Raw genomic sequence first — 23,161 nt, 5'->3', positions numbered from 1 at the left:
CGAGCCCGGCCCCTGCCGCCCCGACGGCCCCATCACCGCGATCCTCGCCCCCAGAGGCCACGAAGCCATGTCCCGAGCCGACGAGATCCCGACCGAGCCCCCCTTCGCCCACCCGTACGGCCCCGAAGCCTCCCCGTTCCTGACGCCCGACCAGATCGAGCGGGCGTCGCGGTTCGGGACGGTGCTGGAATGCGTCGCCGGGGAACTGCTGTTCCGCCGCGGCGACCGGCGGATCGACTTCTACCTGGTCCTGTCGGGCACGATCGAGGTCGTGGAGAACGAGGGGCGGATCTTCACGATCCACCACCCGGGGCAGTTCACCGGCGAGGTGAACCTGTTCAACGACCGCAAGGCCCTGGTCAACGGCCGGATGGGCGAGCCCGGGCGGGTCCTGCGGGTGGTCCGGTCCGAATTCCGCAAGATGCTCCTGGCCGAGCCCGACATCGGCGAGCTGGTGATGCAGGCGTTCGTGGCCCGCCGGTTCGGCTTCATCAGGAACGGGCACGCGGCAGTCACTCTGATCGGCTCGGGGATGTCGGCCGACGCGGTGCGGATCGAGCGGTTCCTCCGCCGGAATGGCCACCCGCTCCGGTCGCTGGACGCCGACTGCAACGGCGAGGCCCGCGCCCTCATGGACCAGAACGGGCTGGTCTGCGCCGACCTGCCCGCCGTGCTGGTCCCGGGGTCCACGACCCTGGTCAACCCCGACAACGTCGAGCTGGCCGAGCACCTCGGGCTGGCCGAGGACTTCAGCTCGGAGTGGGTCCACGACGTGGCGGTCGTCGGCGCCGGGCCCTCCGGGCTGGCCGCGGCCGTCTACGCCGCCTCGGAGGGGCTGACGACGCTGGTCCTGGAGGCCGAGGCCCCCGGCGGCCAGGCCGGCACCAGCTCCCGGATCGAGAACTACCTGGGCTTCCCCACCGGGCTGTCGGGCCAGTCCCTGGCCGGCCGCGCCACGATCCAGGCCATGCGGTTCGGCGCCAAGATCGCCCTGCCCCGGCGCGTGGTCGGGATCGACTGCGACCAGCGGCCCTATCGGATCCGGCTCGACGACGGCCGGCACGCCCTGGCCCGGACCGTGGTCATCGCCACCGGGGCCCACTACCGGGGGATCCAGGTCCCGGGGTGCGGCCAGTTCGAGGGGATGGGCATCCACTATGCCGCCAGCACGATCGAGGCCCGCCTCTGTGCCGAGGAGGAGGTGGCGATCGTCGGCGGGGGCAACTCGGCCGGGCAGGCGGCGATGTTCCTGTCCCGCTCGGCCAGGCACGTCCACATCCTGGTCCGGGGCCCGGCGCTGGCGCTGACCATGTCCGACTACCTGGTCGACCGGATCGAGGCCAGCGACCGGATCACGATCCACACCCGCACCCAGATCGTGGCGGTCCGGGGAGACCGCCACCTGGAAGGGATCTCCTGGCAGCACGCCGACGCACCGGAACCCGAGGACCGGCCGATCCGTCACGTCTTCCTGATGGTCGGGGCCACCCCCAACAGCGAATGGCTGGGCGGCTGCGTGGCCACCGATCCCAACGGGTTCATCTGCGTCGGCCCCGGGATCTCCGAGGACTGGCCGCTGGAGCGGGCCCCCTTCATCCTGGAGACCAGCCGGCCGGGGATCTTCGCCGTGGGGGATGTTCGGGCCGGCTCGGTGAAGCGGGTCGCGTCGGCGGTCGGCGAAGGGTCGATCGCCGTCCAGTTCATCCACCGGGCGCTGGAGGAATACCGGCGGGCCGAGGCGTGATCGCCGGGTCCCCTGGTGGCCTGGGGCGGGGATCGTTTACGATGGGGGGCGAACCCGCCCGGCCCGCCATTGGGCCGCCGCCTCGCCCCGGAGAATGGATCGCGCCGATGTCGAACCTGCTGGAAACCTTCCCGAACCAGTTCCCGGACCGGCCCTACGAGATCGAGATCACCTGCCCCGAGTTCACCGCCGTCTGCCCCAAGACCGGCCAGCCCGACTTCGCCACGATCCTGATCACCTACGTCCCGGCGAAGACCTGCGTCGAGCTGAAGTCGCTCAAGCTCTACCTGTTCGCCTACCGCGACCGGGGGATTTTCTACGAGCACTCGATCAACACCATCCTGGATGACCTGGTCGCCTGTTGCCAGCCCCGGAGCATGACCGTGGTCGGCCAGTTCACCCCACGCGGGGGGATCTCCTCCAAGATCACGGCCCGCTACTCGGCCGCCACCGCCGACGAGGGCGGGTCGTGGTGACGTCGGGGATCGTGACCCTCACGACCGACTTCGGCGCCGACGGCCCCTACGTCGCCGCGATGAAGGGGGTCATCCTCGGCCTTGCCCCCGACGCCCGCCTGGTGGACGTGTCCCACGCGATCCCGCCCCAGGATATCCGCGAGGCCGGGTTCGTCCTGGCCGAGGTCGCCCCCTACTTCCCCCCCGGCACGATCCACCTGGCGGTCGTCGACCCGGGGGTGGGGACCGACCGGCGGCTGGTGGCGGTCCGGGTCGACGACCGGTGGTTCCTCCTGCCGGACAACGGCCTGATCGGCCCGTCCCTGCGCGGCCTCCGGCCTCCCGAGGCGTGGGAGGTCCGCAACCCGGCCCACCGGCTCCACCCGGTCTCGGACACGTTCCACGGCCGCGACATCCTAGCCCCCGCCGCCGGCTTCCTGCTCCGTGGCGGGGATCCCGCCGACCTTGGCCCGCCCGCCCGGGACCTGATCGTCCTCCCGGCGTCCGAGCCGAGCCCGACGCCCGACGGGCTCGCCGGCGAGGTCATCTCGGTCGACCCGTTCGGCAACCTGATCACCAACCTCACCCGCGATCACCTCGCGACGATCCCAGGGCCGGCCCTTACGATCGCTGGCTCCTCCCCGGACCTGATCCGTACCTACGGCGAGCGGCCTCCCGGCGACCTGGTCGCCCTGGTCGGGAGTTCGGGCCGGCTCGAAATCGCCGTGGTCAACGGATCCGCGGCCCGCCTCCTGGGCGTCGGCCGAGGCGTGCCGGTCCGCCTCCATCGCAGCCAAGAACCGAGATCATGAACGACACCGACCTCGCCCAGCTCCGGGCCTGGGACCACGCCCACCTCTGGCACCCGTTCACGGCCATCACCGACTGGGAGGCGACCGACCCCCTGGTGATCGCCGACGGCGAAGGGGTCTACCTCCGCGATGCCGAAGGCAAGCGTTACCTGGACGGCGTCGGCTCCCTGTGGTGCAACGTCCACGGCCACCGCCACCCCGCCCTCGACCGCGCGGCGAAGGCCCAAATCGACACGATCGCCCACTCGACCCTGCTGGGCCTGACCAACCGCCCGGCGATCGAGCTGGCCCGGCGTCTGGCGGAGATCGCCCCCAAGGGACTGACCCGGGTCTTCTTCTCCGACGACGGGGCGACCGCCGTCGAAGTTGCCCTCAAGATGGCCTTCCAGTACTGGCGCCAGAAGCCCGACCCCGAGCCGAAGCGGACCCGGTTCCTCGCCCTGGGCAACGCCTACCACGGCGACACCCTGGGCGACGTGAGCGTGGGCGGGGTCGATCGGTTCCACGCCATGTTCGGCCCCTTGCTCTTCCCGGCCCTCCGCGCCCCGTCGCCCCACTGCTACCGCTGCCCGCTCGACCGCGACCGCTCCGACTGCGGGATGGCCTGCCTGGCCGAGGCGGATCGGATCCTGGCGGCCCACGCCGGGGAGGTCGCGGCGGTGGTCGTCGAGCCCCTGGTCCAGGGGGCGGCCGGGATGATCGTCCACCCCGAAGGCTACCTGAAGGGACTTCGCGAGCTGACCCGCCGCCACGGCACGCTCCTGATCGCCGACGAGGTGGCCGTGGGGTTCGGCAAGACCGGGTCGATGTTCGCCTGCGAGCGGGAGGGGGTCTCGCCCGACTTCCTTTGCCTGGCCAAGGGGCTGACCGGCGGCTACATGCCCCTGGCCGCCACCCTGACCACCGACCGCATCTACGACGCCTTCCGGGGCACGGCCCGCGACGGCCGGACCTTCTACCACGGCCACACCTACGCCGGGAACCCGCTGGGCGCGGCGATCGCCCTGGCCTGCCTGCAGGTCTTCGACGACGAGCAGACCCTGGAGAACCTCCCGGCCAAGGTGGACCGGCTGCGCGAGAAGCTCGACGGCCTGCGCGACCATCCCCACGTCGGGGACATCCGCCAGCACGGCCTGATCGCCGGGATCGAGCTGGTGGCCGACCGGGCGACCAGGGCCCCGTTCCCCTGGGACCGGCAGACCGGGGCCAGGATCTGCCGGCGGGCCCGCGACCTCGGCCTCCTGATCCGGCCCCTGGGGGATGTCCTGGTCATCATGCCGCCCCTGGCCATCACCGCCGACGAGCTATCCTGGATGGTGGACACGATGGAAACCTGCATCGTGGCCGAGCTGGGGCCCGACCGATGAACGACCTGCCCGGACTCTTCGTGGTCGGCACCGACACCGGCGTCGGCAAGACGCGGGTCGCCTCGCGGATCGCCCGATCCTGGGCCGGGGCCGGCCGCCGGGTCGGCGTGCTCAAGCCGGTGGCGACCGGCGCCGAGGTCCGCGACGGCCGATGGATCTCCGAGGATGCCGAGGCCCTCCGGGCGGCGATCGGCCCGGCCCCGCTCGACCGGGTCTGCCCGCTGCTCTACGAGGAACCGCTGGCCCCGCCCGTGGCCGCGCGTCGGGCCGGCGCCCCTTTGCTTTGGGACGAGCTGGCCCGGGCGGTCCTGGGCTCGCTCGAATGGTGGTCCACGCGGGCCGAGGTGATGGTCGTGGAGGGGGTCGGCGGCCTGCTCTGCCCGATCGCCGAGGGGGCGACCGTCGCCGACATGGCGATCGCGCTCGACTACCCTTTGCTGGTCGTGGCCCACCGCGGGCTGGGCACCATCAATCACACCCTGATGACCGTCGAGGCCGCCCGGTCCCGGGGGCTGCGGGTGGCGGGCGTCCTCCTGAACGGGGCGAGGCCCACCGCCGACCCGGTCGCCGAGGCCACCAACGCCGAGGAGCTGTCCCGGCGGCTGGGAGGGGTGGCCATCCTGGGCGAGTGGCCCCACCGGCCCGGCGAGGCGTCCCCCATCCTTCCCGGCCCGGTCGATGCCGGGGTCCTCACCTGGTATGCTTTGGCGATGATGTCGCGGACCGGCGACCCCCGGCGTGCCTGGCGTATCGATTGATTCCGGAGCGGCGCATGACGACCGAGCCTCCCCGTCCCGCCGAGGATCCCCCCGTCCCTGATCGGCCGAACCCCGATCCGGGGCCGAGGCCGGCCGACGAGGGCGATCCGATCCCGCCCACGCCGATCCTGGCGCCGGGCAGCCAGGACGACTCGTTCCTCCAGTCCCCCCACAGCCATCGGCTCGTCCCGGAGCTGACCGACTCGCCGTCCGACCTGTACGCCGTCCCGGGGCCCCTGCCCGGCTCGCCCACCGACGTCCTGCTCGGCGGGATCGACACGTCGCCGCCGGCGAAGCCGGCCCCTCCGGCGGGATCGTCCGAGGAATGGGACGGCCCCGATGCGGCCGACGCGCGGACCCCCTGGCCGATGGTCCTGCTGGGCAGCTACGCCAGCGCCGTGACCCTGGCCCTGGGCTTCGTCCTGGTCCGCGACCGGGAGCGCGGGATCCCCGCCGAACTCGCCCCCCGCGCCCCGGTCGCCATCGAGGTGCCGGCCGAGGGCCCCGCCGGCCGGACGGTCGAGCCTTTGGCCCCGCTGGCCGAGGACCGGACCGCCCGGTTCGGCGTCACGCTCCGGGTGGGGTCGCTGGCCATCACCCCCCTGGATACCAAGCGCCGGGACGTCGTCCTCCGCCGCGTCGGCCTGACGGGGGACGTGACCGAGCGGAAAGGGCTGCCCGGGACGATCATCCTGACTCTCAGGCTCCAGAACACGTCCCAGGACCAGGTGTTCGCCCCTTTCGAGCCCGGGTTCGTCCGCCAACGCGGCCTGTCCTCGCCGGAGTGCTTCGCCGAGACGCCCGACGGCGAACGGATCTATCCTTATCCGCTCGCCTTCGAGAGCGAGATGGGGATCGTCGGCCAGGATTTCGCCGAGCTTCGGCCGGGGGAATCGCGCGACGTGGTGATCGCGATGTCGCCGAAGGCCGCGACGGTCTCGCCCGAATCGCTCTCCTGGCGACTCCGGCTCCGGTCCGGGGTGGATCAGGTCGAGTCGATCGGCATCGCCCCCCAGGGAGCGAAGGATCGATAGCGGGCGGCTCGCGGGTTCGGCCCGATCAGGGCCGATCGCCGGGACGCACCCCGGACGCCCCCCGACGCCCCGCGCCACCGATCGCCGCCATGAGGGGGTCGAGGTCGGAGGGGCCCGGGCCGTCCTCGGGGCTCGGGGGCGGATCGGCGAACTTGGCGAGATCGGCCCGGCGGAACAGGGCGACCAGCCGCGTCGCATGGTCGGGGCCGAGGCGATCCGCGAGCATCGGGTCGGCCTCGATCTCCTCGGTCGTCCGCGATCGCCAGCCGGGGCCGAAGGCCCGCACCAGGGCCTCGCGAGCCCGCTCCGAGGCCGCCACCCAGGGGTCGAGCCCCGCCCCGCCATCGGACGGGCCGTCGGACTCGCCCGCGGGCCGCTTCCGGGCGAGGCGTCGACGCCGGGCGACGAGGATCAAGGCCAGGGCGAGGGCCAGCCCACCGCCGATCCAGGCCGGGCCGAGCCCGCCCGGCTCCTCCCAGGGCTCGGGGCCGAGGTTGGGCCGTGGAGGGATCAGGGATTCGCCGGCCGGGTCGCCGGCCCCTTCGCCCGGGCTCATGGGCGGCCCCGCCTGCGGGCCCGGGCGGAGAAGAACCGGAGCAACGCCGTCAGCGGGTCGTCGGCCGTGCTGAGTTCGAGACCGACCACGCCGCACGCCCCGCACCAGGCCCGGAAGGCGCGGGCCCGCTCCTCGGCCGCCCGGGCGTAGGCATCGCGGACCCGGCTCGAACCGGAATCGACGACCCGGGCGGCCCCGGTCTCGGCATCGGCCACGTCGAGCAGCCCGGCCGGGGGCAGCCGCTCCTCGCGCGGCTCGACGATCCGGATCGCCACGACGTCGTGCCTCCGGGTCGCCGCCTCCCAGTCCGCGGCCGGCTCGGCGGCCAGGAAGTCGCCCAGGACGATGACCAGGGCCCGCCTCCGCGATCGGGAGGGGCCGGCCAGCCCCTTCGCCAGCGCGGTCCTCCGCGAACGCGACGGGGTGACCACCAGGGTCCGGATCAGCCGGGCCAGGTGCCGGGGCCCGACCCCCGGCGGCAGCTCGGCCTCGACCCGGTCGCTGACCAGCACCAGCCCGGCCCGGTCCCCCGCCCGGACGGCGGCCGTCGCCAGCAGCGCCGCGGCCTGCACGGCCCGGTCGGCCTTGGTCGCCCCCTCGGGCCCGAATCGGAGGCTCGCCGACACGTCGACCACCAGCCAGACGGTAAGCGCCCGCTCCTCGGCGAACTTCCGGACGAACGGCCTCCCCTGCCGAGCCGAGGCGTTCCAGTCGAGATGCCGGACCTCGTCCCCCGGCTCGTACGGCCTCAGCTCGGCGAACAGCAGCCCCGAGCCGGCCCGCGACCCCTGGTACGCCCCGACGAGGTCGGCCATCGCCCCCCGCCGCACCCGGAACCTGAGCCGGCGAGCCCGCGCGATCAGGGCCGCCGCATCCATGCGCGGCGTCTCCACCTCGGCCCGGGCTCGGCGTCGACGGAACGGCCAGTGAACCCGGGGGAATCGGAGACGCAGCGGCATAACCCCATCCACCCTGATCGGTGACCCCGGGTCATCGGACCGGTCGGATCGATCGCAACGCCTCGCGCGGATGAACCCAGGGTACAGGGGATCCCCAGGGCGATCAACGTCGGCCCACACGCTCGATTTGCATCGCCGGACCAACCCTCGGGGGGATGGCACTTGGCCCGGGGACGCCCCAAAAAATCCGAGCCTTGGCAGGTTTGCAGAACCTCCGGGCGGATGCGTGCATCCATCAGGAACCTTTACCGAAATTCTTGTTGCATACATGGATTACTCGGGGTAGGGTCTCTGTTTAACCTATGCTCTAAAAAGATCGAGCCTGCGACCCAGGCCACTCCCAGTCGGAGTTGGTTCGCTCCCCCATGGAGCGTGCCATAGGCGGGCCCTGGCGCGGGATCATGGAGACGGTTCGTGCGCGCTCAATCATCCATTCTGACCGGGATCCTGCTGTTTTGCGTCACCACCCTCGCCTGCGTGGGGGGTTGTGGTGGCGGCGGTCAAGACGCGTCCGATGCGGCGAAGTATCCCCCCGGGCAGTCGCCGCAGGAGATCGACATCAACAAGCAGATGCTCGAATTTGAGAAGCAGAAGAAGAAAAAATAAGCCATTGAGGGACGGGTTGCCGGGGCGATCGCCCCGCCCCATCCCTGCGTTGCGCGGGCCCGACGGCGACGACACGACTCGCCCATCCCGGCGGCCAGATCCCCGTATCTCGCCGGGAAGGAAGCCGGGCGATCCCGGCGAAGCCCCGGGCCTCGGATCGTCCTGGGCGGTCGGGCTCCGCCATTGACCGATCAACGACTCATTTCCATTCATCCATTTTCAAGATTCGGAGATATCATGCGCATTTCGCGACGTAGGTCGGGGTTCACCCTGATCGAGCTGCTGGTCGTCATCGCCATCATCGCGGTCCTGATCGCGCTCTTGCTGCCGGCCGTGCAGGCCGCCCGCGAAGCCGCCCGGCGCTCGCAGTGCATCAACAACTTGAAGCAGATCGGCCTGGCCCTGCACAACTACCACTCGGCGTCCAACGTCTATCCGCTCGGCTCCTCGCTCGCCGCCGAGACGACGACGAGCCAGACCAAGTGGAACAATTGGGGCGCCCACGCCCTGATGCTCCCCCAGATGGAGCAGACCGCCGTCTACAATGCCATCAACTTCGATTGGGCCGCCCGGGCCTCGACCGCGGGCGACCCGCCCCAGTACATCAACTCCACGGCCCTCGGCATCAAGATCGGCGTCTTCCTCTGCCCGACCGACGGCAATGCCGGCGGCTCCTCCGGCAACAACAATAGCTACTACGGATCGATCGGCACCACGACCCTGATGAACAACACCGGCAGCACCGGGATGTTCACCTACCAGGTCGCCTACGGGATCCGCGACTGCACCGACGGCACCACCAACACGATCGCGTTCTCCGAGTCGCTGGCCGGCGACTCGATCGGCACCAACGCCAAGCCCGGCAACGGCGTCGGGCTGGCCGGCGACGTGGCGGCGGCCAAGCTGATCGACGCCTCGGCCAACATGACCGCGGTCAACCAGGCCCTGGCCGGCTGCAATACCTCGTTCCAGGCCGGGACGAACATCTTCCGCGACTCCGGCAAGTACTGGCAGAACGGGATCGAGGGGTACTCGATGTTCAACACCGTCGTGACCCCGAACTCGGCGCAGAACAAGTGGAATGCGTGCCGCCTCGACTGCTGCGCCACGGCCGGCCACGCCCACTTCACCAAGGCGTCGAGCCTCCACTCGGGCGGCGTCAACGCCATGATGGGCGACGGCTCCGTGAAGTTCATCAAGAGCACGATCAATCAGGCCACCTGGATGGCGCTCGGCACCCGCAGCGGCGGCGAGGTCGTCTCCAGCGACTCGTATTGATCCGAACCCGAACCGTCGGCCGCCTTCGGGTGGCCGTCGCTCGATCTCGACGAGGCCGGCGTGCCGAGGGGAATCATCCTCCCGGCGGGCCGGCCGTTCTCGTTGATCCGCCCGATGGCCTGGCCCGGCCTGACGAGGGGTGCGGCGATCAGGGTTTGGGCTGGTCGTCCGGGCGCTTGCGGGCCGCCTCGGCCGCCTTCCGGCCCGCAATCATCGGGCGAGCATCGACCTTCCATCGGCCGTCAACCTTGCGGATCCGGGTCGGGACCGGGTTGCCCTCCATCAGGAGGAAAGCCGCCGTGTCCGATACCTCGTCGGGCCCGACAACCAGGAGCTTCTTGCCACCGGGCGTGGGGATCTCGACGATTTCGCCCGCGGTCAGCGCACGAATCGGGACCTGGGCGATCTTCCGGCGGGCCACGGTGACCTGCAACAGGTTGGGCTTGGTTGCGGTCTTCAGGAGGTAGTGCAGATCGTCATCGGGGAGCGCCAGATCGCGCAAACGGGGTTCGTCCCGGGCGATCATCGCATCCATGAACGCGCGTAAGGTCGCTTCGGGCGTCTCGGCCCGGGGCCGATCCGTCGAGGCCGCCGGGTCGTCCTTGGGGGCCTGGCCGCTCAATGCGAGGACGAATGCCAGGAAACGAGCGATGGGCATCGTGGATTACCCTCAGTTCGCGAGGTCGTCAGGCCCGGGGCACGGTCCCGAGTCTTGGGGCCCCGAGTCGGGTCGGGGAGGTCGTTCGTCCGCACGATACCAGGACCGGGCACGCTACGCATCGATGCCGGAAGTTGGTCCGGAGTTCGTTGAGCGTGACGGTTTGCCGGGGCGCGGCGGGGCCGATCCGCCGCCTCCGCCCCTCCTCCTTGGATTCGGTCGGTGCATGGAGTAGGATGATTTAAGTTGGGCAATCCGCCCGTCGCAGGCCCGTCGTCCCGATCGAGAATCCCCCGGATATGGTCGCCAAGCGGATCATCCCCTGCCTCGACGTCAATGAGGGGCGCGTGGTGAAGGGGACGAACTTCGTCAACCTTCGCGACGCGGGCGACCCGGTGGAGGTCGCGGCCCGGTACGAGGCGGAGGGGGCCGACGAGTTGGTCTTCCTCGATATCACCGCCAGCCACGAAGGCCGCGGCATCATCCTGGACGTGGTCCGCCGCACCGCCGAGGTCTGCTTCATGCCGGTCACCGTCGGCGGCGGGATCAAGACCCTGGACGACATCCGGGCCCTGCTGAACGCCGGGGCCGACAAGGTGTCGATCAACTCGGCGGCGGTCCGCGACCCGGCGTTCGTCGAGAAGGCGGCCCGGCGGTTCGGCCGCCAGTGCATCGTCGTGAACATCGACCCCAAGCGGGTGATGCGGGACGGGGCGGAGGTCTGGGAAGTCCACGTCAACGGCGGGCGGATCCCGACCGGGCTGGAGGCGGTGGCCTGGGCCCGCGAGGTCGAGCGCCTGGGGGCCGGCGAGATCGTCCTGACCAGCATGGACGCCGACGGGACCCGCAACGGCTACGACCTGCCCATGACCCGCGCCGTGAGCGACGCTCTCGAGGTGCCGGTGGTGGCCTCCGGCGGCGCCGGCCATCCCGACCACCTCCGAGCCGCGCTGGACGAGGGCGGGGCCAGCGCCGCCCTGGCGGCCAGCATCTTCCACTATCGCCAGTTCACCATCGCCGAGACCAAGGAACACCTCCATCGCCACGGCGTCGCGGTCCGGCGGGTCGTCGCCGCGGCCTCCTGACCGGCGCGATCCCGCCCCGCCCCCGGAACCGTCACCGACCCCGGATGCCTCGCGGCGTCCCTTCTCGCGGAGGATTGAACGCGATGTCAGCCAAGACCGAACCGGCCGCCGCCGCCCCTTCGCTCGTGCCCGCATCGACGATCGAGCCCGTCGCCAGCACCAGCGAGCCCGAGGCGAACAAGCTGTTCCGGATGGTGATGAAGCACAAGGGGTCGGACCTCCACCTGAAGGTCGGCCTCCCGCCGTGCGTCCGGATGGGCGGCGTGCTCCGCCAGATGGCCCTCCCGCCGCTGACCACGGCCGAGATGGAGCGGCTGATGTACCCGATCATGACGCCCCGGTCGCGGCAGATCCTCGACGACGAAGGGGGCGCGGACTTCGCCCACATCGTCTACGACGGCAAGCTGGAAACGAGGTTCCGCGTCAACCTGTTCCGGGCCCGCGGCCGGCTCAGCCTGGTCGCCCGGCGGGTCAACAACACGATCCCCAACTTCGAGCAGCTCGGCCTGCCGCCGGTCATGGCCGACCTGACCCAGTACGAGCAGGGGATCATCATCCTGGCCGGCGTGACCGGGTCCGGCAAGTCGACCACGATCGCCTCGATGCTCCAGTACATCAACGAGCGCGAGCGGATGCACATCGTGACGATCGAGGACCCGATCGAATTCACGTTCACGGATGAGAAGTCGATCATCAACCAGCGTGAGATCGGCATCGACGTCAAGGACTTCCACAAGTCGCTCAAGGACGCCGTCCGCCAGGACCCGGACATCATCCTGGTGGGCGAGATGCGTGACCAGGAGACGTTCAGCGCCGCCCTCCACGCCGCCGAGACCGGGCACCTGGTGTTCGGGACGATCCACGCCTCCAGCGCCCCGTCCACGATCAGCCGAATCCTCGACCTGTTCCCCCGCGAGATGCACACGCCGCTGCGGCAGAACATGTCGTTCAACCTCAAGGCCGTGGTGGCCCAGAAGCTCCTGCCCACGACCAAGGAATACGCGGCGAAGACCGGCAACACCCGGGTGCCGACCAACGAGATCATGCGGACCAACCCGATCATCCGGAAGCTGATCCTCAACGAGGACGACAACAAGCTCGGCGACGCGATCCGGATGGGCAAGGAAGAAGGGATGCAGGACTTCACCGAGAGCCTCCGCCAGCTCGTGGTCGACGAGAAGATCGAGCGGGCGACGGCCTTCGAAGTGGCCCCGAGCGTCGAGGTCCTGAAAATGGCGCTCAAGGGGATTTCGCTCAACCAACCTGGTATCCTCTAAGCCAACGCCCCGGGCCCGGGCCGATGCCGGGCCCCGTCCGCGTCGATCCACCGTCCATGAAAGGCCTGCGATGACCCGTCCGCGCCACGCCCTCGCGCTCGCGACGTTCGCCCTGCTGATCCTCGGCGTGGCCGACGCGGCGAACGCCGCCTCGTTCGGCGACCTGCTCCTGCTGGCCCAGTCCCCGACCATGGCCCGCGGGCCGGGGATGTATTTGAACCTGTTCAAGTTCGTCCCCGTGCTTTGCATCTACCTGCTCTGGGCCTGGACCACCAACTGGGTCGACTCCGACTGCCGGGACCTGGCCAACCCCCGGTTCGAGATGTGGAACTCGATCATCTTCGCCTCCGGCGTGCTCGGCCTGGCGTTGATCTGGGCCATCCCGTTCTATGCCGTCGGGATCGTCCTGCTGCTGCTGTCCTACTTCGTCCCCCTGTTCACCTACATCTACATCCGCAACCAGACGGTGCCGGACATGGACAAGGTCCTGACGCCGTACCACCTCGGCGAGGTGGCCAACGACCTCATGAACAAGGTCGGGATGCGGGGGATCTTCAACAAGTCCGACACCGGGACCAGCAAGACCGGGCCGCCGATCACCTTCGTGGGCAAGAGCCAGGGATCGTCCAAGGTCGACCACGGCCGCGTGGCCCAGGCCGAGGAATCCAAGTCGTACATGTCGGCCAAGGAGCTGGTTTACGACGCGGTGCTCCGGCGGGCGACCGACATCCACCTGGAGCCGACGCCCGAGCAACTCTCGATCCGCTACCGCATCGACGGCATCCTCCACGCCGCCGAGCCGTTCGACCGGGCCACGGGCGACGCCGTGCTCAACGTGTTCAAGGTGCTGGCCGCGCTGGACATCTCCGAGAAGAGGAAGCCGCAGGACGGCTCGTTCGGGGCCAAGCTCGAAGGCCGCGAGGTCGACTTCCGCGTGGCGACCTCCGGGTCGAAGTCGGGCGAGAAGATGGTCATGCGAATCCTCGACAACGCGTCGGCCGTGGGCCGGCTCGACGAGGTCGGCCTCCGCTCGAAGCTCGTGACCGAGATCCGCAACCTCGTCACCCAGCCGCATGGGATGTTTCTCTGCTGCGGCCCGACCGGGTCGGGCAAGACGACCACGCTCTACGCCTGCCTCCGCGAGATCGACCGGTTCCAGAAGAACATCATCACGGTCGAAGACCCGATCGAGTACCACCTCGACAACATCACGCAGATGGAGATCAACACCAAGAGCGGCCAGACCTTCGCCGGCAGCCTGCGATCGATCCTCCGGCAAGACCCGGACGTGATCATGATCGGCGAAATCCGCGACCAGGAGACCGCGACCATCGCCTGCCAGGCGGCGACCACCGGCCACATGGTGTTCTCCACGGTCCACTCCAACGACACGATCACCGCCCTGTTCCGCCTCCTGGACCTCGGGGTCGAGCCGTTCATGATCGCCTCGGCCCTCACGGCGGTGCTCGGCCAGCGGCTGGTCCGCCAGCTCTGCGACACCTGCAAGGAGCCGTACAAGCCGAAGCCCGAGTTCCTCAAGAAGGCCAATCTCCCGGCGGACAAGGTCGACGTCTTCTACCGCAAGCCGACCGAGCCCCAGCAGCCCTGCCCCCAGTGCGGCGGCACCGGCTACCTGGGCCGGACCGGCATCTTCGAGCTGCTGGTCGTCACCGAGTCGATGCGCGACCTGATCCGCGAGAACCCGTCGATCAACGCCATCAAGGCCGAGGCCCGCAAGAACGGGATGATCTACCTCCAGGAAGACGGACTCCGCCAGGTGATCCAGGGCAAGACCTCGATCGACGAGCTGCTGCGGGTCGTCAAGTAATCACCCCGACCGATTGGACCATCCACCGCCCCCGACCCGAGACCCACGCCCATGTCGACCGTGATCGACCTGATCATCCTGGCCCTCGTCGCCGGGATCACCTACGCCCTGATGAGCGAAGGGCTCTGGGGGGCGGCCCTGATGTTCTTCAACTCGCTTTTCGCGGCCCTGATCGCGTTCAACTTCTACGAGCCCCTGGCCCAGCTGGCCGTTGACAACTTCCCGGAGATGCTCCAGCCTTATGCGGACTCGCTCTGCATGATGCTGCTCTACATCATCCCGCTCGTGCTGCTCCGGCTGGCCACGGAAAGCATCGCACCGACCATGGTGCGATTCCCGACCCCGGTCTATCACCTGGGGCGGATCGTCTTCGGCGTCGGCGCCGCCCTGATCACGATCGCGATGCTGATCCTGGGCTACCAGGCGTCGCCGGTGCAGAAGAAGATGCTGGGGGTGATGGACTACCAGTACAAGCCGTTCTACGGGGTCCGGTTCGACCGCGATTTCCTGGCCTTCTTCCAGTACACCACCGGCTACACGTTCGCCCGCAACGGGGTCGGGCCTGCCGACGGGATGGGCGAGTTCAAGAACAAGCCGATGCTCTTCGACCCCAAGGCGTCGTGGTTGCTGCTGCATCAGCAGGCCCGGCCGATCGGGACCGAGGACATCCTGGATGAAGGCGGATCCGAAGGGGGCGCCGCCCCGGCCGCGCCGGCCGAGGGCGGGGCCACCCCGCCCGCGGCGCCGGGGACCCCGGGGCCCGGCATCCCCGGCGGTCCCGCCGGCGCGGCCGCCGGGCTGGCCCCGACGACCCCCTGAGATCAGCCGGCCCGGGTCGGATCGGCCGGGACCGTCCCGCCCCGCCTCACTGGGGCGGGGCCTGGGGCTGGCCGGCGAACGGTCGGATTTCCAGGAGGTCGAACTTCGGCCTCGTCCCGCTGGCGCCGACGATCTGGGGCTGGAGCCGGTAGGCGGCCATCTGCTTGGTGGTCGTCTCGAAGACGAACAGGGGGGCCCACCCGTCCCCATAGCCGCCCAGGGTGCCGGTGGTCATCAGGAAGTGGGGGGCGGGGCCCCGCTCGACGTCGAGCTTGAAGTCGGCGGTGAGGTCGCGCTCGACGAACCCCTCGACCAGCTTCGACCCTGCCTGGCTGATCTTGATCGCGGGGATGGTGGCCAGGAGCCGCGCCCCGCGATAATCCAGGAAGTAGACCGCCTCCTGGGTCGCCTGGGTCTTGGTCGCGTCGTTGTACTGGACCGAGATCGCGCCGGTGGTCACGGCCCAGTCGCCGTAGCGGTCCCCGCCGGTGGCCTTCGCCGTCGGCGAGGGGTGCCACGACACGGCCCAGCCCAGCAGGACGCCGAGGGCCAGGACGATCGCGGGCGGGACTCGGCGTGGAAAACCAGTCATCGTGGGTTAGACTCCATCGGGTGATTGCGATGCCGCCGGGGTCGGACGCGGCCCCCGGATCGTGCTCGAAATGGGCCGGACCGTCCAGGGCAGATGGCGATCGCCGCCCGGGCGATCGAACAGGGAGGAGATGAGCATGAGGGCCGCCTGGATCGCGTTTGCGCTCGGGATTGGGTTCGTTTCGCCGCCTGCGCCGGCCCGGGCCCAGGTGCCGGCCCCCCCGGTCGATGCCGCCGAGGCCGGGGGATTCCGCAAGAGGTCCGAGGCGATCCTCGCCCGCGAGGCCGACCGGATCTCGGCCCTCTCGGTCCGCCTGCGCAACGAGGGGGACGCGAAAACGGCCGACGCCATCCTCGGCCCCGACCTTCCTGCCGTCCGCGACGGGTCCACCCGGTTCGTCCCCCTGCCCCCGATCGTCCCGGCCCCCGCCCCTCCCGGCGAGACGCCCCCAGGGGCGAAGGAGGCGGAGGCCATCCGCGACGAGGCGGCGGCCGCCCTGGTCGACCTGGCCGGCGAGGCCGCCCGGTCCCGGCCCCCGGCCTATGCGGTGGCGGACTCTTGCCTCCGCGCCGCCCTGGAGCGGAAGCCCGACCACCCCGAGGCCCGCCGCCTGCTTGGGTTCGTTTCGCACGAGGGGGGCTGGGCGACCCCGCATGCCCTCGCGATGAAGGCCAACCGCTGGGTCGATGACGCGACGTTCGGCTGGGTCCCCGAAAACTGGGTCCCCCACCTCCGCCAGGGGGAACTCCCGGAGCCCGGCGCGACGGGCCGCTGGCTGCCGGCGGCCGAGGCCGACGAAAGGCATCGGGACTGGGCCAACCGCTGGAGCATCAACACCGAGCACTTCGAGATCGGCACCAACATGCCGCTCGCCGAGGCGATCTCATTCGGGCGCAAACTGGAAATTCTCCACGAGTTGTATTTCTCGATCGCCGCCGACCTCGTCGTGCCGGAGCGGCTTCCGCTGGCCCTGCGGTATGCGGGCAAGGAGGTCAAGCCGACCCCGGCCGGCAAGCGCCATCGGGTTTATTACTTCGCCACGCTCGACGAATATGCTCGCCACGTCGCCCCGGTGCTCGGCGACAAGGCCCGGGCCAGCCTGGGCTTGTACGTCCCGCGGAAGGACTCGAAGACGCTGGGCCTGGCCAGCTACTTCTTCAACGATGTCGGCGGTCAGCTCCCGATCGAGGCCACCCTGTTCCACGAAGGGTCGCACCAATTGCTGTTCGAGACGGGGGGGCTGGACCACTACGGTCAGAATCAGGGGAACTACTGGGTGTTTGAGGGGTTCGGGACCTACTTCGAGACCCTGACCCTGGAGCCCGACGGCTCGGTGCGGATCGGCGGATTGGTCGGCCCGAGGATCGAGCGGGCCCGGGCCCGGCTCCTCGACGGCGGCGAGTTCATCCCGATCAAGGATCTGGTGGCGATGGACAAGTGGCGGTTCAACACCGAACCGGCCATCTATCTCCACTACGCCGAATCGATGGCGCTGGCGGTGTTCCTGATGCAGGCGGAGGGCGGGCGCTACCGCGAGGGATTCCTGGATTATGTCCAGGATGCGTATCGAGGACGGCTGAGGAACGCGTCGGGCCGGAGCCTGGAGTCGCGGCTGGGCCGTCGCTACGCGGACCTCGACCGGGAGTTCCTCGACTACCTCCGGCCTCGCTGAGGGCGGGACGAGGTCGGGCCGGCATCGCTCGGGGAGGGATGCCGGCCCGGTTTGTCTCGTCGTCGGATCGTCGAGGCCGCGATTATTCGCCGACGTAGGGGATCAGGGCCATGAAGCGGGCCCGCTTGACGGCGTCGCTGGACGCGCGCTGGAAGGCCGCGCAGTTGCCGCTCCGCTTCCGCGAGAACATCTTGCTCTGGTTGGTGCAGAGCTTCTTCAGGAGGCCGATGTCCTTGTAGTCGACGTACGCCGGACGAGGGCAACCTTCGGGGGTGCAAAACCGGCAGCGGTTCTTGCGATTACGACCGAATTTCTTCCGGGGCATGACGCGAAAATCCTCGTCCTCAGATCCGACGTGTAAGCGTCCGACGCGCCGACGCACGGCGATCTCGACAGGGCCCGACGATCGGGAAACCACCAATCTAAGTCCAGGCTCGCCGGACGTCAAGTGCGTCGCCCGGCCCATCGGCGAGGCCGGCGTCCGGATCCGTATGATTGCCGGGGAAATGCCGATTGCCAACCCCTTGCCGACCCACCCCGGTGCGGTCGACAATCGGGCCGGGAGGTTCGCCGACGATCGGAGGTCGGGAACTCTCCCCCCATCCCTTGCCGAGTCCCAGCCGGATCGGCGGACCTCCGACGACGGATCGGGCCGAGAATTCCCGCCGAAGCCCGGATCCGCGACCGCTCACTTCCGGTCGCCGGGCTCGGCCGGTCGGGTCGCAGAGAAAGGCAACCCCCATGACCGACCATGAACATCCCCGGGCGGTCGTCCTCCTGAGCGGCGGGCTCGACTCGGCCACGGCGCTGGCGGAGGCCAGGGCGCAGGGCTTCGAGCTTTATGCCCTGACGATCACCTACGGCCAGCGGCATGCCGTCGAGTTGGAGGCGGCCCGCAAGGTCGCCCGGGCCATCGGCGTCAAGCGCCACGTCGAGCAGTCGATCGACCTCCGCCAGTTCGGCGGGAGCGCCCTGGTGGGCGAGGGGGAGGTGCCCAAGGGACGATCCGCCGACGCCATGTCCCACGGGATCCCCATCACCTACGTCCCGGCGCGGAACACCGTCTTCCTGTCCCTGGCGCTGGCCTGGGCCGAAACCCTGGGGGCATTCGACCTGTTCGTCGGCGTGAACTGCATCGACTACTCGGGCTACCCCGACTGCCGCCCCGAGTTCCTCCGGGCCTTCGAGACCCTGGCCAATCTGGCCACCCGGGCCGGGGTGGAAGGCCACGGCCAGTTCCGGGTCCATGCCCCCCTGCTCGAACTGACCAAGGAGCAGATCATCGTCCGGGGCCGGGAACTCGGAGTCGACTACGGGCTGACCCACAGTTGCTACGACCCCACGCCGGAAGGGCTGTCCTGCGGCCGCTGCGACTCCTGCACGCTCCGCCTGAACGCCTTCAACGCCCTCGGCCTCGACGACCCCGCCGGCTACGCCGAGCCCGAACGCCGGCACATCATCGAGCCGGAAACGCACCGGACCCTGGAAGGCGAACGCTAGGCGGAGGCACCCGGCTCAGGCATCTTCCTCGTCCCAGCGGATCGGCAGCCCCTTCTTGCCCACCGATTCGACCGGAGGATCGACGGGACGGGCGAGCGCGAAGTGATAGCCGAAGACCACGCCCGTGATCTGGGCCGCGAAGAAGATGATGAAGGCCAGCCCCCCGCGCGGGCTTCCGCCGGCCCCGCCAAAAGCGGGACGCAGGAGGCGAGGAGCATGACCCCGAGGATGCCCCCAACCCAGGCCGACAGCGTCCCGACATCATCGCGATCCTGCGAACCGACGATGAGGGCGGTGAACGGCGTCAGGACGAACGAGGCGCAGATCATGCCGATGGTGAGTTGATCGAAGTGCATCGGCTCCCCCCATCGCATCCGCCAATGCGAACGGGGGACGGCCCCGGGATTCAACCCGGAGTCAATCCCCCTGCAAGAGCCGCGGGTTGACCCGGGATCAGCGATAGGTCCAGTCGTAGGGCGGGTCGAGCAGGGTGATCTCGCGTTCCTTGAGATCGTGCTCGTCGCCGCGGCGGATCAGGTCGATCTGGAGGGTCTTGTAGCGGACCACGGGCTTGCCGCCGTCGGGCGCCGAGTCCTCGCGATAGCCGTCGGACAGGCCGCGGACGTAGATGGTGAGCTTGTCGGCCTTGGGGTCGATCCCTTCCCAGATCGCCACGCCGAAGACGGCGTCGTCGATCCCCCGCTTGGTGCTGGGCGGGACCATGCCCATGATGTCGACGGCGCCGTAGAGGTCGTCGATGGTCGGGTCTTCCCGCATCGCGATGATCTTGACGGCGGCGGGCATCACCGTGTCTTCATACCGCTTGCCGGTGTCGGTCACCAGGGTAAACTGGGGGACGAACATCCGGGGCTCGCCGGTCTTGTTGATCACCTGATAGTACATGTAATGCACGTCGCGGCGGCCCTTGCCCGGCACGTCCACGGTGACGATCCGCAGCGGCTTGAAGGCGAAGTCGAGGACCCAGATCCCCTTCTTGTCGCGAGGGAGGACCGAGGCGTCGACCCAGCGCTCGTTGAAGACCTTCTTGCCGTTGAGCGGGTTCTCGAACCCGTTGGCGTTCCGCCGGACCGCGTGCGTCTTCAGCGTCGGGCCGAGGACGACCGGGGTGATCGGCTCGGGCGGCGGGAAGTCGCCGACCGGGACGGGATCCTGACCCTTGGCCCCGACCCAGGAGGTCCCCAAGGCGCCGGCCAGGACGGATTTCAGCACCAGGCGACGGGATGGTTGGTTGGACAAGGGTCCAGCTCCCAAACAAACGGACGGATCGATGCGGAAATGATAATTTGGCGAATTCGGCGCGATGGGGTAACGCGAGGGAGGTTCTTTCAATTATCACCTTTTTCGGACATCGGTCAAGCCGGACCGGGCGATCCGCGCGACGGCCGTCCGGGTCGTGAGATCCTTGCCATCCGCTCCGAGCGCCGTTTATGGTGGTCGGGGCCCGACGGGGCTCGCTTCCGCCTCATGCCCGACCCGACGTTCGAGCGCACATCCCATGATCTCACCGTCCCGCACCGCCCGGCTGACCTTCGCACTGGCGGCGCTCCTGCCCGCCCCCGGATTCGGCCAGAGCCCGCCCCCGGCCGCCGCCGCCAAGGCCGAGGAGAAGCCCGCCGAGAAGGGCAAGCCCGGCGACCCGGTGGTGACCCACCACGAGATCGGCCTGGCCGGCCAGCCGCTGAAGTACACCGCGACCGCGGGCTTCCTGCCGATCGCCAACGACGAGGGCGTGGTCGAGGCGAACATCTTCTACATGGCCTACCACCGCGACGAGGCCGGCCCGGCCGGCAACAGGCCGCTCACCTTCGCCTTCAACGGCGGGCCGGGCTCCGCCTCGCTGTGGCTGCACATCGGGGCGATCGGCCCGAGGAAGGTCGAGTTCCCCGACGCCGCGCAGATCCCCGCCCCGCCGTTCCGGCTGGTCGACAACCCCTCCACCTGGCTCGACCGCACCGACCTGATCTTCATCGACCCGGTGGGCACCGGGTTCAGCCGGGCCGCCAAGCCGGAGCTGAACAAGAAGTTCCACGGCCTCCAGGGGGACCTGGACTCGGTGGGCGAGTTCATCCGGCTCTACCTGACCCGCAACGACCGCTGGGGCTCGCCGCTGTTCCTGGCCGGGGAGAGCTACGGCACGACCCGCGCGGCGGGGTTGTCGGACCGCCTGATCGAGCGCGGGATCGCCGTCAACGGGATCGTGCTGATGTCCACGGTGCTGAACTTCCAGACCCTGAGCACCAATCGCGGGAACGACCTCGCCTACATCCTGTTCCTGCCCACCTACACGGCCACCGCCTGGTATCACCGGAAACTCAGCGAGGACCTGCTGGCCGACCGGGCCGGGACGCTGGCCGAGGCCGCTCGCTGGGCCGAGTCCGACTACACCGTGGCGCTGATGCAGGGGGATCGCCTTTCCCCCGAAAAGCGGAAGGAGGTCGCCGCGAAGCTGGCGAGCCTCACCGGGCTGGACCCGACCTATGTGGAGCGGAGCAACCTCCGGATCGAGCCGACCCGGTTCCGCAAGGAACTCCTCCGCGACCAGGGCCGGACCGTGGGGCGGTTCGACACCCGGTTCCTCGGCTCCGACGAGCTGGGCGTGACCGACCGGCCGGAGGAAGACCCGAGCTATTCGGCGATCCGCCCGGCCTTCACCGCGGCCTTCAACCAGTACGTCCGGTCCGAGCTAGGCTACAAGAACGACCTCCCCTACTTCGTCCTGGGCGAGGGGGTCGGCGCGTGGGACTACGGCACGACCGGGCGGATCGCGGCCGACACCAGCGAGTCCCTGCGGTCGGCCTGGACCCAGAACCCGCACCTCCGGGTCCTGGTGGCATCCGGCTTGTATGACCTGGCCACCCCGTATCGCGCGGCCGAGTACACGTTCGCCCACATGGGGCTCGACCCCGGGTTCCGCCGGCGGCTCCGCGTCGAGGAGTACGACGCCGGGCACATGATGTACCTCCACGCCGCGTCCCTTGCGAAGCTCCGGGCCGACGTCGGCGCCTTCCTGGACGATGCCCCGGCGAAGTGAACGCCATCCACCCCCATCCCTCTCCGGAATCGAGACCATGACACGCATCGCCATGACATTGTCCCTGCTGGCCGGCCTCGCCCTGGCCGCGCCGGCGTCCGCCCAGGATCGCTCCGCGATCATCGACGAGGCCGGGATGTTCTCCAAGGACGCGATCCGCCTGGCTCAGTCGGAGCTGGCCGAGATCGACCGCGCCTACAAGCTCGCCGTCACGGTCGAGACGATCGACTCGCTCAAGGGGCAGACGATCAACGAGGCCACCGAGCGCCGGGCCGAGCAGCTCGACCACAAGGGGATCTTCATCCTGATCGCCAACAAGGACCACCGCGCCCAGGCGATCGCCTCGCGGAACTTCCGCGACAAGCTCACGGTGGAGAAGATGATCGCGATCCGCGACGCCTTCACCGACCAGTTCCGCGCCGGCAAGGCCGACGAGGGGCTCATCCGCGGGGTCCACGCCGCCGCCACCACGATCATCGAGGTCATGCCCAAGCCGTCGGGATCCAAGCCCGAGCGGAGCTTCGAGCCGGCCCCCGCCGCCGCGGCGGCCCCGATCATCGGCCGGGGGCCGTCCCCGCTGGTGGACGAATCCCGGGTGGGGCTGACCCTGGCCGGCGCCCGCAAGGCGCTGGATGCGGCCGAGGCGAAGGCAGTGAGCCTGAAGCTGAAGTCCAACATCGCCGTGGTGGACGACGGCGGCCACCTGCTGGCGTTCGCCCGGATGGACGGGTCGCGGCCGGCCAGCGTGGCGACCTCGATCACCAAGGCGACCACGGCGGCAACCTTCCGCCAGGCGAGCGGCCCGTTGCCCGTCGGGGGATCGCCCGACCTCCTGCTGAATCTGGGCATCCAGGACGCGGCGGCGGCCAGCGGCGGCAAGTTCACCTCGCTCCGCGGCGGTCTGCCGATCACGGTCGACGGCCAGGTCATCGGCGCGATCGGCGTGGCCGGCGGCAACAGCGAGCAGGATGTGGAAGTGGCCACCGCCGGGGTGGATGCCTTCCTGGCCGAACTCAAGGGCACCGCCAAGCCGGCGGCCTCCGATCCGGCTAAGCCCGAGCCGGTCGGCGATTTCTCCACGCCGAAGCCCCGCTGAGCGGCCCGACGTT

General features: G+C 69.8%; 22 protein-coding genes. 16 read left to right on the top strand and 6 right to left on the bottom strand.

Annotated elements, in window-relative coordinates; genetic code table 11:
- Window positions 1–67 precede the first annotated feature (67 nt).
- The 6 genes from TA3x_RS13230 (at window position 68) to TA3x_RS13205 (ending at window position 6,170) form a co-directional block, all read left to right on the top strand.
- Window positions 68–1,744 (top strand): FAD-dependent oxidoreductase, encoded by a 1,677-nt coding sequence (locus TA3x_RS13230; RefSeq protein ID WP_435021946.1) that lies wholly within the window; start codon window positions 68–70, stop codon window positions 1,742–1,744.
- Between the two features lie 107 nt (window positions 1,745–1,851).
- Window positions 1,852–2,220, top strand: coding sequence for a preQ(1) synthase (gene queF / locus TA3x_RS13225; protein WP_435021945.1), 369 nt, complete (start codon window positions 1,852–1,854; stop codon window positions 2,218–2,220).
- A complete protein-coding gene (locus TA3x_RS13220) occupies window positions 2,214–3,011 on the top strand; it encodes an SAM hydrolase/SAM-dependent halogenase family protein (protein ID WP_435021943.1) in 798 nt (265 codons plus the stop codon). Before queF ends, TA3x_RS13220 begins: the two co-directional genes overlap by 7 nt.
- Window positions 3,008–4,378: an adenosylmethionine--8-amino-7-oxononanoate transaminase gene (gene bioA / locus TA3x_RS13215; RefSeq protein ID WP_435021941.1), complete on the top strand. Its 1,371-nt coding sequence runs from the start codon at window positions 3,008–3,010 to the stop codon at window positions 4,376–4,378. The genes TA3x_RS13220 and bioA overlap by 4 nt, the downstream gene beginning before the upstream one ends.
- On the top strand, window positions 4,375–5,136 hold the full coding sequence (gene bioD / locus TA3x_RS13210) for a dethiobiotin synthase (RefSeq protein WP_435021939.1): 762 nt from the start codon (window positions 4,375–4,377) through the stop codon (window positions 5,134–5,136). Before bioA ends, bioD begins: the two co-directional genes overlap by 4 nt.
- 14 nt (window positions 5,137–5,150) lie before the next feature.
- On the top strand, window positions 5,151–6,170 hold the full coding sequence (locus TA3x_RS13205; RefSeq protein WP_435021938.1) for a hypothetical protein: 1,020 nt from the start codon (window positions 5,151–5,153) through the stop codon (window positions 6,168–6,170).
- A 25-nt stretch (window positions 6,171–6,195) separates the two neighbouring features.
- Here the strand turns inward: TA3x_RS13205 and TA3x_RS13200 are convergent, their stop codons facing one another.
- Together TA3x_RS13200 and TA3x_RS13195 are read right to left on the bottom strand one after the other, a co-directional pair.
- A complete protein-coding gene (locus tag TA3x_RS13200; RefSeq protein WP_435021936.1) occupies window positions 6,196–6,726 on the bottom strand; it encodes a hypothetical protein in 531 nt (176 codons plus the stop codon).
- Window positions 6,723–7,604, bottom strand: coding sequence for a DUF58 domain-containing protein (locus TA3x_RS13195; RefSeq protein ID WP_435021934.1), 882 nt, complete (start codon window positions 7,602–7,604; stop codon window positions 6,723–6,725). Before TA3x_RS13195 ends, TA3x_RS13200 begins: the two co-directional genes overlap by 4 nt.
- A gap of 495 nt (window positions 7,605–8,099) precedes the next feature.
- Between TA3x_RS13195 and TA3x_RS13190 the strand changes: the two genes are divergently transcribed.
- Together TA3x_RS13190 and TA3x_RS13185 are read left to right on the top strand one after the other, a co-directional pair.
- Window positions 8,100–8,291, top strand: a complete 192-nt coding sequence (locus tag TA3x_RS13190) for a hypothetical protein (protein ID WP_435021932.1) — start codon at window positions 8,100–8,102, stop codon at window positions 8,289–8,291.
- A gap of 237 nt (window positions 8,292–8,528) precedes the next feature.
- Entirely contained in the window at window positions 8,529–9,569 is a 1,041-nt protein-coding gene (locus tag TA3x_RS13185) for a DUF1559 domain-containing protein (protein ID WP_435021931.1), read from the top strand.
- Between the two features lie 148 nt (window positions 9,570–9,717).
- On the opposite strand, the gene TA3x_RS13180 is transcribed toward TA3x_RS13185, so the two are convergent.
- The gene (locus TA3x_RS13180) at window positions 9,718–10,227 is read right to left on the bottom strand and encodes a hypothetical protein (protein ID WP_435021929.1); all 510 of its coding nucleotides are present in this window, start codon (window positions 10,225–10,227) and stop codon (window positions 9,718–9,720) included.
- A gap of 299 nt (window positions 10,228–10,526) precedes the next feature.
- Between TA3x_RS13180 and hisF the strand changes: the two genes are divergently transcribed.
- The 4 genes from hisF to TA3x_RS13160 all read left to right on the top strand — a co-directional run bounded on the left by hisF (window position 10,527) and on the right by TA3x_RS13160 (window position 15,236).
- Window positions 10,527–11,312, top strand: coding sequence for an imidazole glycerol phosphate synthase subunit HisF (hisF, locus tag TA3x_RS13175; RefSeq protein ID WP_435021927.1), 786 nt, complete (start codon window positions 10,527–10,529; stop codon window positions 11,310–11,312).
- 83 nt (window positions 11,313–11,395) lie between these two features.
- Window positions 11,396–12,589, top strand: coding sequence for a type IV pilus twitching motility protein PilT (locus TA3x_RS13170; protein ID WP_435021925.1), 1,194 nt, complete (start codon window positions 11,396–11,398; stop codon window positions 12,587–12,589).
- A gap of 70 nt (window positions 12,590–12,659) precedes the next feature.
- On the top strand, window positions 12,660–14,417 hold the full coding sequence (locus TA3x_RS13165; protein WP_435021923.1) for a GspE/PulE family protein: 1,758 nt from the start codon (window positions 12,660–12,662) through the stop codon (window positions 14,415–14,417).
- Window positions 14,418–14,468: 51 nt separating this feature from the next.
- A complete protein-coding gene (locus tag TA3x_RS13160) occupies window positions 14,469–15,236 on the top strand; it encodes a hypothetical protein (protein ID WP_435021922.1) in 768 nt (255 codons plus the stop codon).
- A gap of 46 nt (window positions 15,237–15,282) precedes the next feature.
- On the opposite strand, the gene TA3x_RS13155 is transcribed toward TA3x_RS13160, so the two are convergent.
- Complete coding sequence (locus tag TA3x_RS13155) at window positions 15,283–15,828, bottom strand: hypothetical protein (RefSeq protein ID WP_435021920.1); 546 nt, start codon at window positions 15,826–15,828, stop codon at window positions 15,283–15,285.
- Between the two features lie 136 nt (window positions 15,829–15,964).
- Here TA3x_RS13155 and TA3x_RS13150 point away from each other — a divergent pair, with 136 nt between their 5' ends.
- On the top strand, window positions 15,965–17,500 hold the full coding sequence (locus tag TA3x_RS13150; RefSeq protein WP_435021918.1) for a DUF1570 domain-containing protein: 1,536 nt from the start codon (window positions 15,965–15,967) through the stop codon (window positions 17,498–17,500).
- 82 nt (window positions 17,501–17,582) lie between these two features.
- Here TA3x_RS13150 and rpsR read toward each other — a convergent pair whose 3' ends face one another.
- On the bottom strand, window positions 17,583–17,825 hold the full coding sequence (rpsR, locus tag TA3x_RS13145) for a 30S ribosomal protein S18 (RefSeq protein WP_435009509.1): 243 nt from the start codon (window positions 17,823–17,825) through the stop codon (window positions 17,583–17,585).
- A 416-nt stretch (window positions 17,826–18,241) separates the two neighbouring features.
- Here rpsR and queC point away from each other — a divergent pair, with 416 nt between their 5' ends.
- On the top strand, window positions 18,242–19,000 hold the full coding sequence (queC, locus tag TA3x_RS13140) for a 7-cyano-7-deazaguanine synthase QueC (protein WP_435021916.1): 759 nt from the start codon (window positions 18,242–18,244) through the stop codon (window positions 18,998–19,000).
- 453 nt (window positions 19,001–19,453) lie between these two features.
- Here the strand turns inward: queC and TA3x_RS13135 are convergent, their stop codons facing one another.
- Window positions 19,454–20,257: a hypothetical protein gene (locus TA3x_RS13135; protein ID WP_435021914.1), complete on the bottom strand. Its 804-nt coding sequence runs from the start codon at window positions 20,255–20,257 to the stop codon at window positions 19,454–19,456.
- A 259-nt stretch (window positions 20,258–20,516) separates the two neighbouring features.
- Here TA3x_RS13135 and TA3x_RS13130 point away from each other — a divergent pair, with 259 nt between their 5' ends.
- Window positions 20,517–22,052: a S10 family peptidase gene (locus tag TA3x_RS13130; protein WP_435021912.1), complete on the top strand. Its 1,536-nt coding sequence runs from the start codon at window positions 20,517–20,519 to the stop codon at window positions 22,050–22,052.
- Window positions 22,053–22,089: 37 nt separating this feature from the next.
- Entirely contained in the window at window positions 22,090–23,148 is a 1,059-nt protein-coding gene (locus TA3x_RS13125; protein WP_435021910.1) for a heme-binding protein, read from the top strand.
- Window positions 23,149–23,161 lie beyond the last annotated feature (13 nt).

It is taken from the genome of Tundrisphaera macrotermitis (genome assembly GCF_051175315.1).
In the GTDB taxonomy this organism is placed as follows: domain Bacteria; phylum Planctomycetota; class Planctomycetia; order Isosphaerales; family Isosphaeraceae; genus Tundrisphaera.
This window is presented reverse-complemented; position numbering and strand designations above follow the sequence as displayed.

Coding starts and splice junctions, on each gene's coding strand:
- rpsR (WP_435009509.1), bottom strand. CDS start 17,825: ATGCCCCGGAAGAAATTCGGTCGTAATCGCAAGAACCGCTGCCGGTTT.
- TA3x_RS13185 (WP_435021931.1), top strand. CDS start 8,529: ATGCGCATTTCGCGACGTAGGTCGGGGTTCACCCTGATCGAGCTGCTG.
- queF (WP_435021945.1), top strand. CDS start 1,852: ATGTCGAACCTGCTGGAAACCTTCCCGAACCAGTTCCCGGACCGGCCC.
- TA3x_RS13125 (WP_435021910.1), top strand. CDS start 22,090: ATGACACGCATCGCCATGACATTGTCCCTGCTGGCCGGCCTCGCCCTG.
- hisF (WP_435021927.1), top strand. CDS start 10,527: ATGGTCGCCAAGCGGATCATCCCCTGCCTCGACGTCAATGAGGGGCGC.
- TA3x_RS13180 (WP_435021929.1), bottom strand. CDS start 10,227: ATGCCCATCGCTCGTTTCCTGGCATTCGTCCTCGCATTGAGCGGCCAG.
- bioA (WP_435021941.1), top strand. CDS start 3,008: ATGAACGACACCGACCTCGCCCAGCTCCGGGCCTGGGACCACGCCCAC.
- TA3x_RS13160 (WP_435021922.1), top strand. CDS start 14,469: ATGTCGACCGTGATCGACCTGATCATCCTGGCCCTCGTCGCCGGGATC.
- TA3x_RS13195 (WP_435021934.1), bottom strand. CDS start 7,604: ATGGATGCGGCGGCCCTGATCGCGCGGGCTCGCCGGCTCAGGTTCCGG.
- queC (WP_435021916.1), top strand. CDS start 18,242: ATGACCGACCATGAACATCCCCGGGCGGTCGTCCTCCTGAGCGGCGGG.
- TA3x_RS13200 (WP_435021936.1), bottom strand. CDS start 6,726: ATGAGCCCGGGCGAAGGGGCCGGCGACCCGGCCGGCGAATCCCTGATC.
- TA3x_RS13170 (WP_435021925.1), top strand. CDS start 11,396: ATGTCAGCCAAGACCGAACCGGCCGCCGCCGCCCCTTCGCTCGTGCCC.
- bioD (WP_435021939.1), top strand. CDS start 4,375: ATGAACGACCTGCCCGGACTCTTCGTGGTCGGCACCGACACCGGCGTC.
- TA3x_RS13155 (WP_435021920.1), bottom strand. CDS start 15,828: ATGACTGGTTTTCCACGCCGAGTCCCGCCCGCGATCGTCCTGGCCCTC.
- TA3x_RS13230 (WP_435021946.1), top strand. CDS start 68: ATGTCCCGAGCCGACGAGATCCCGACCGAGCCCCCCTTCGCCCACCCG.
- TA3x_RS13150 (WP_435021918.1), top strand. CDS start 15,965: ATGAGGGCCGCCTGGATCGCGTTTGCGCTCGGGATTGGGTTCGTTTCG.
- TA3x_RS13205 (WP_435021938.1), top strand. CDS start 5,151: ATGACGACCGAGCCTCCCCGTCCCGCCGAGGATCCCCCCGTCCCTGAT.
- TA3x_RS13165 (WP_435021923.1), top strand. CDS start 12,660: ATGACCCGTCCGCGCCACGCCCTCGCGCTCGCGACGTTCGCCCTGCTG.
- TA3x_RS13130 (WP_435021912.1), top strand. CDS start 20,517: ATGATCTCACCGTCCCGCACCGCCCGGCTGACCTTCGCACTGGCGGCG.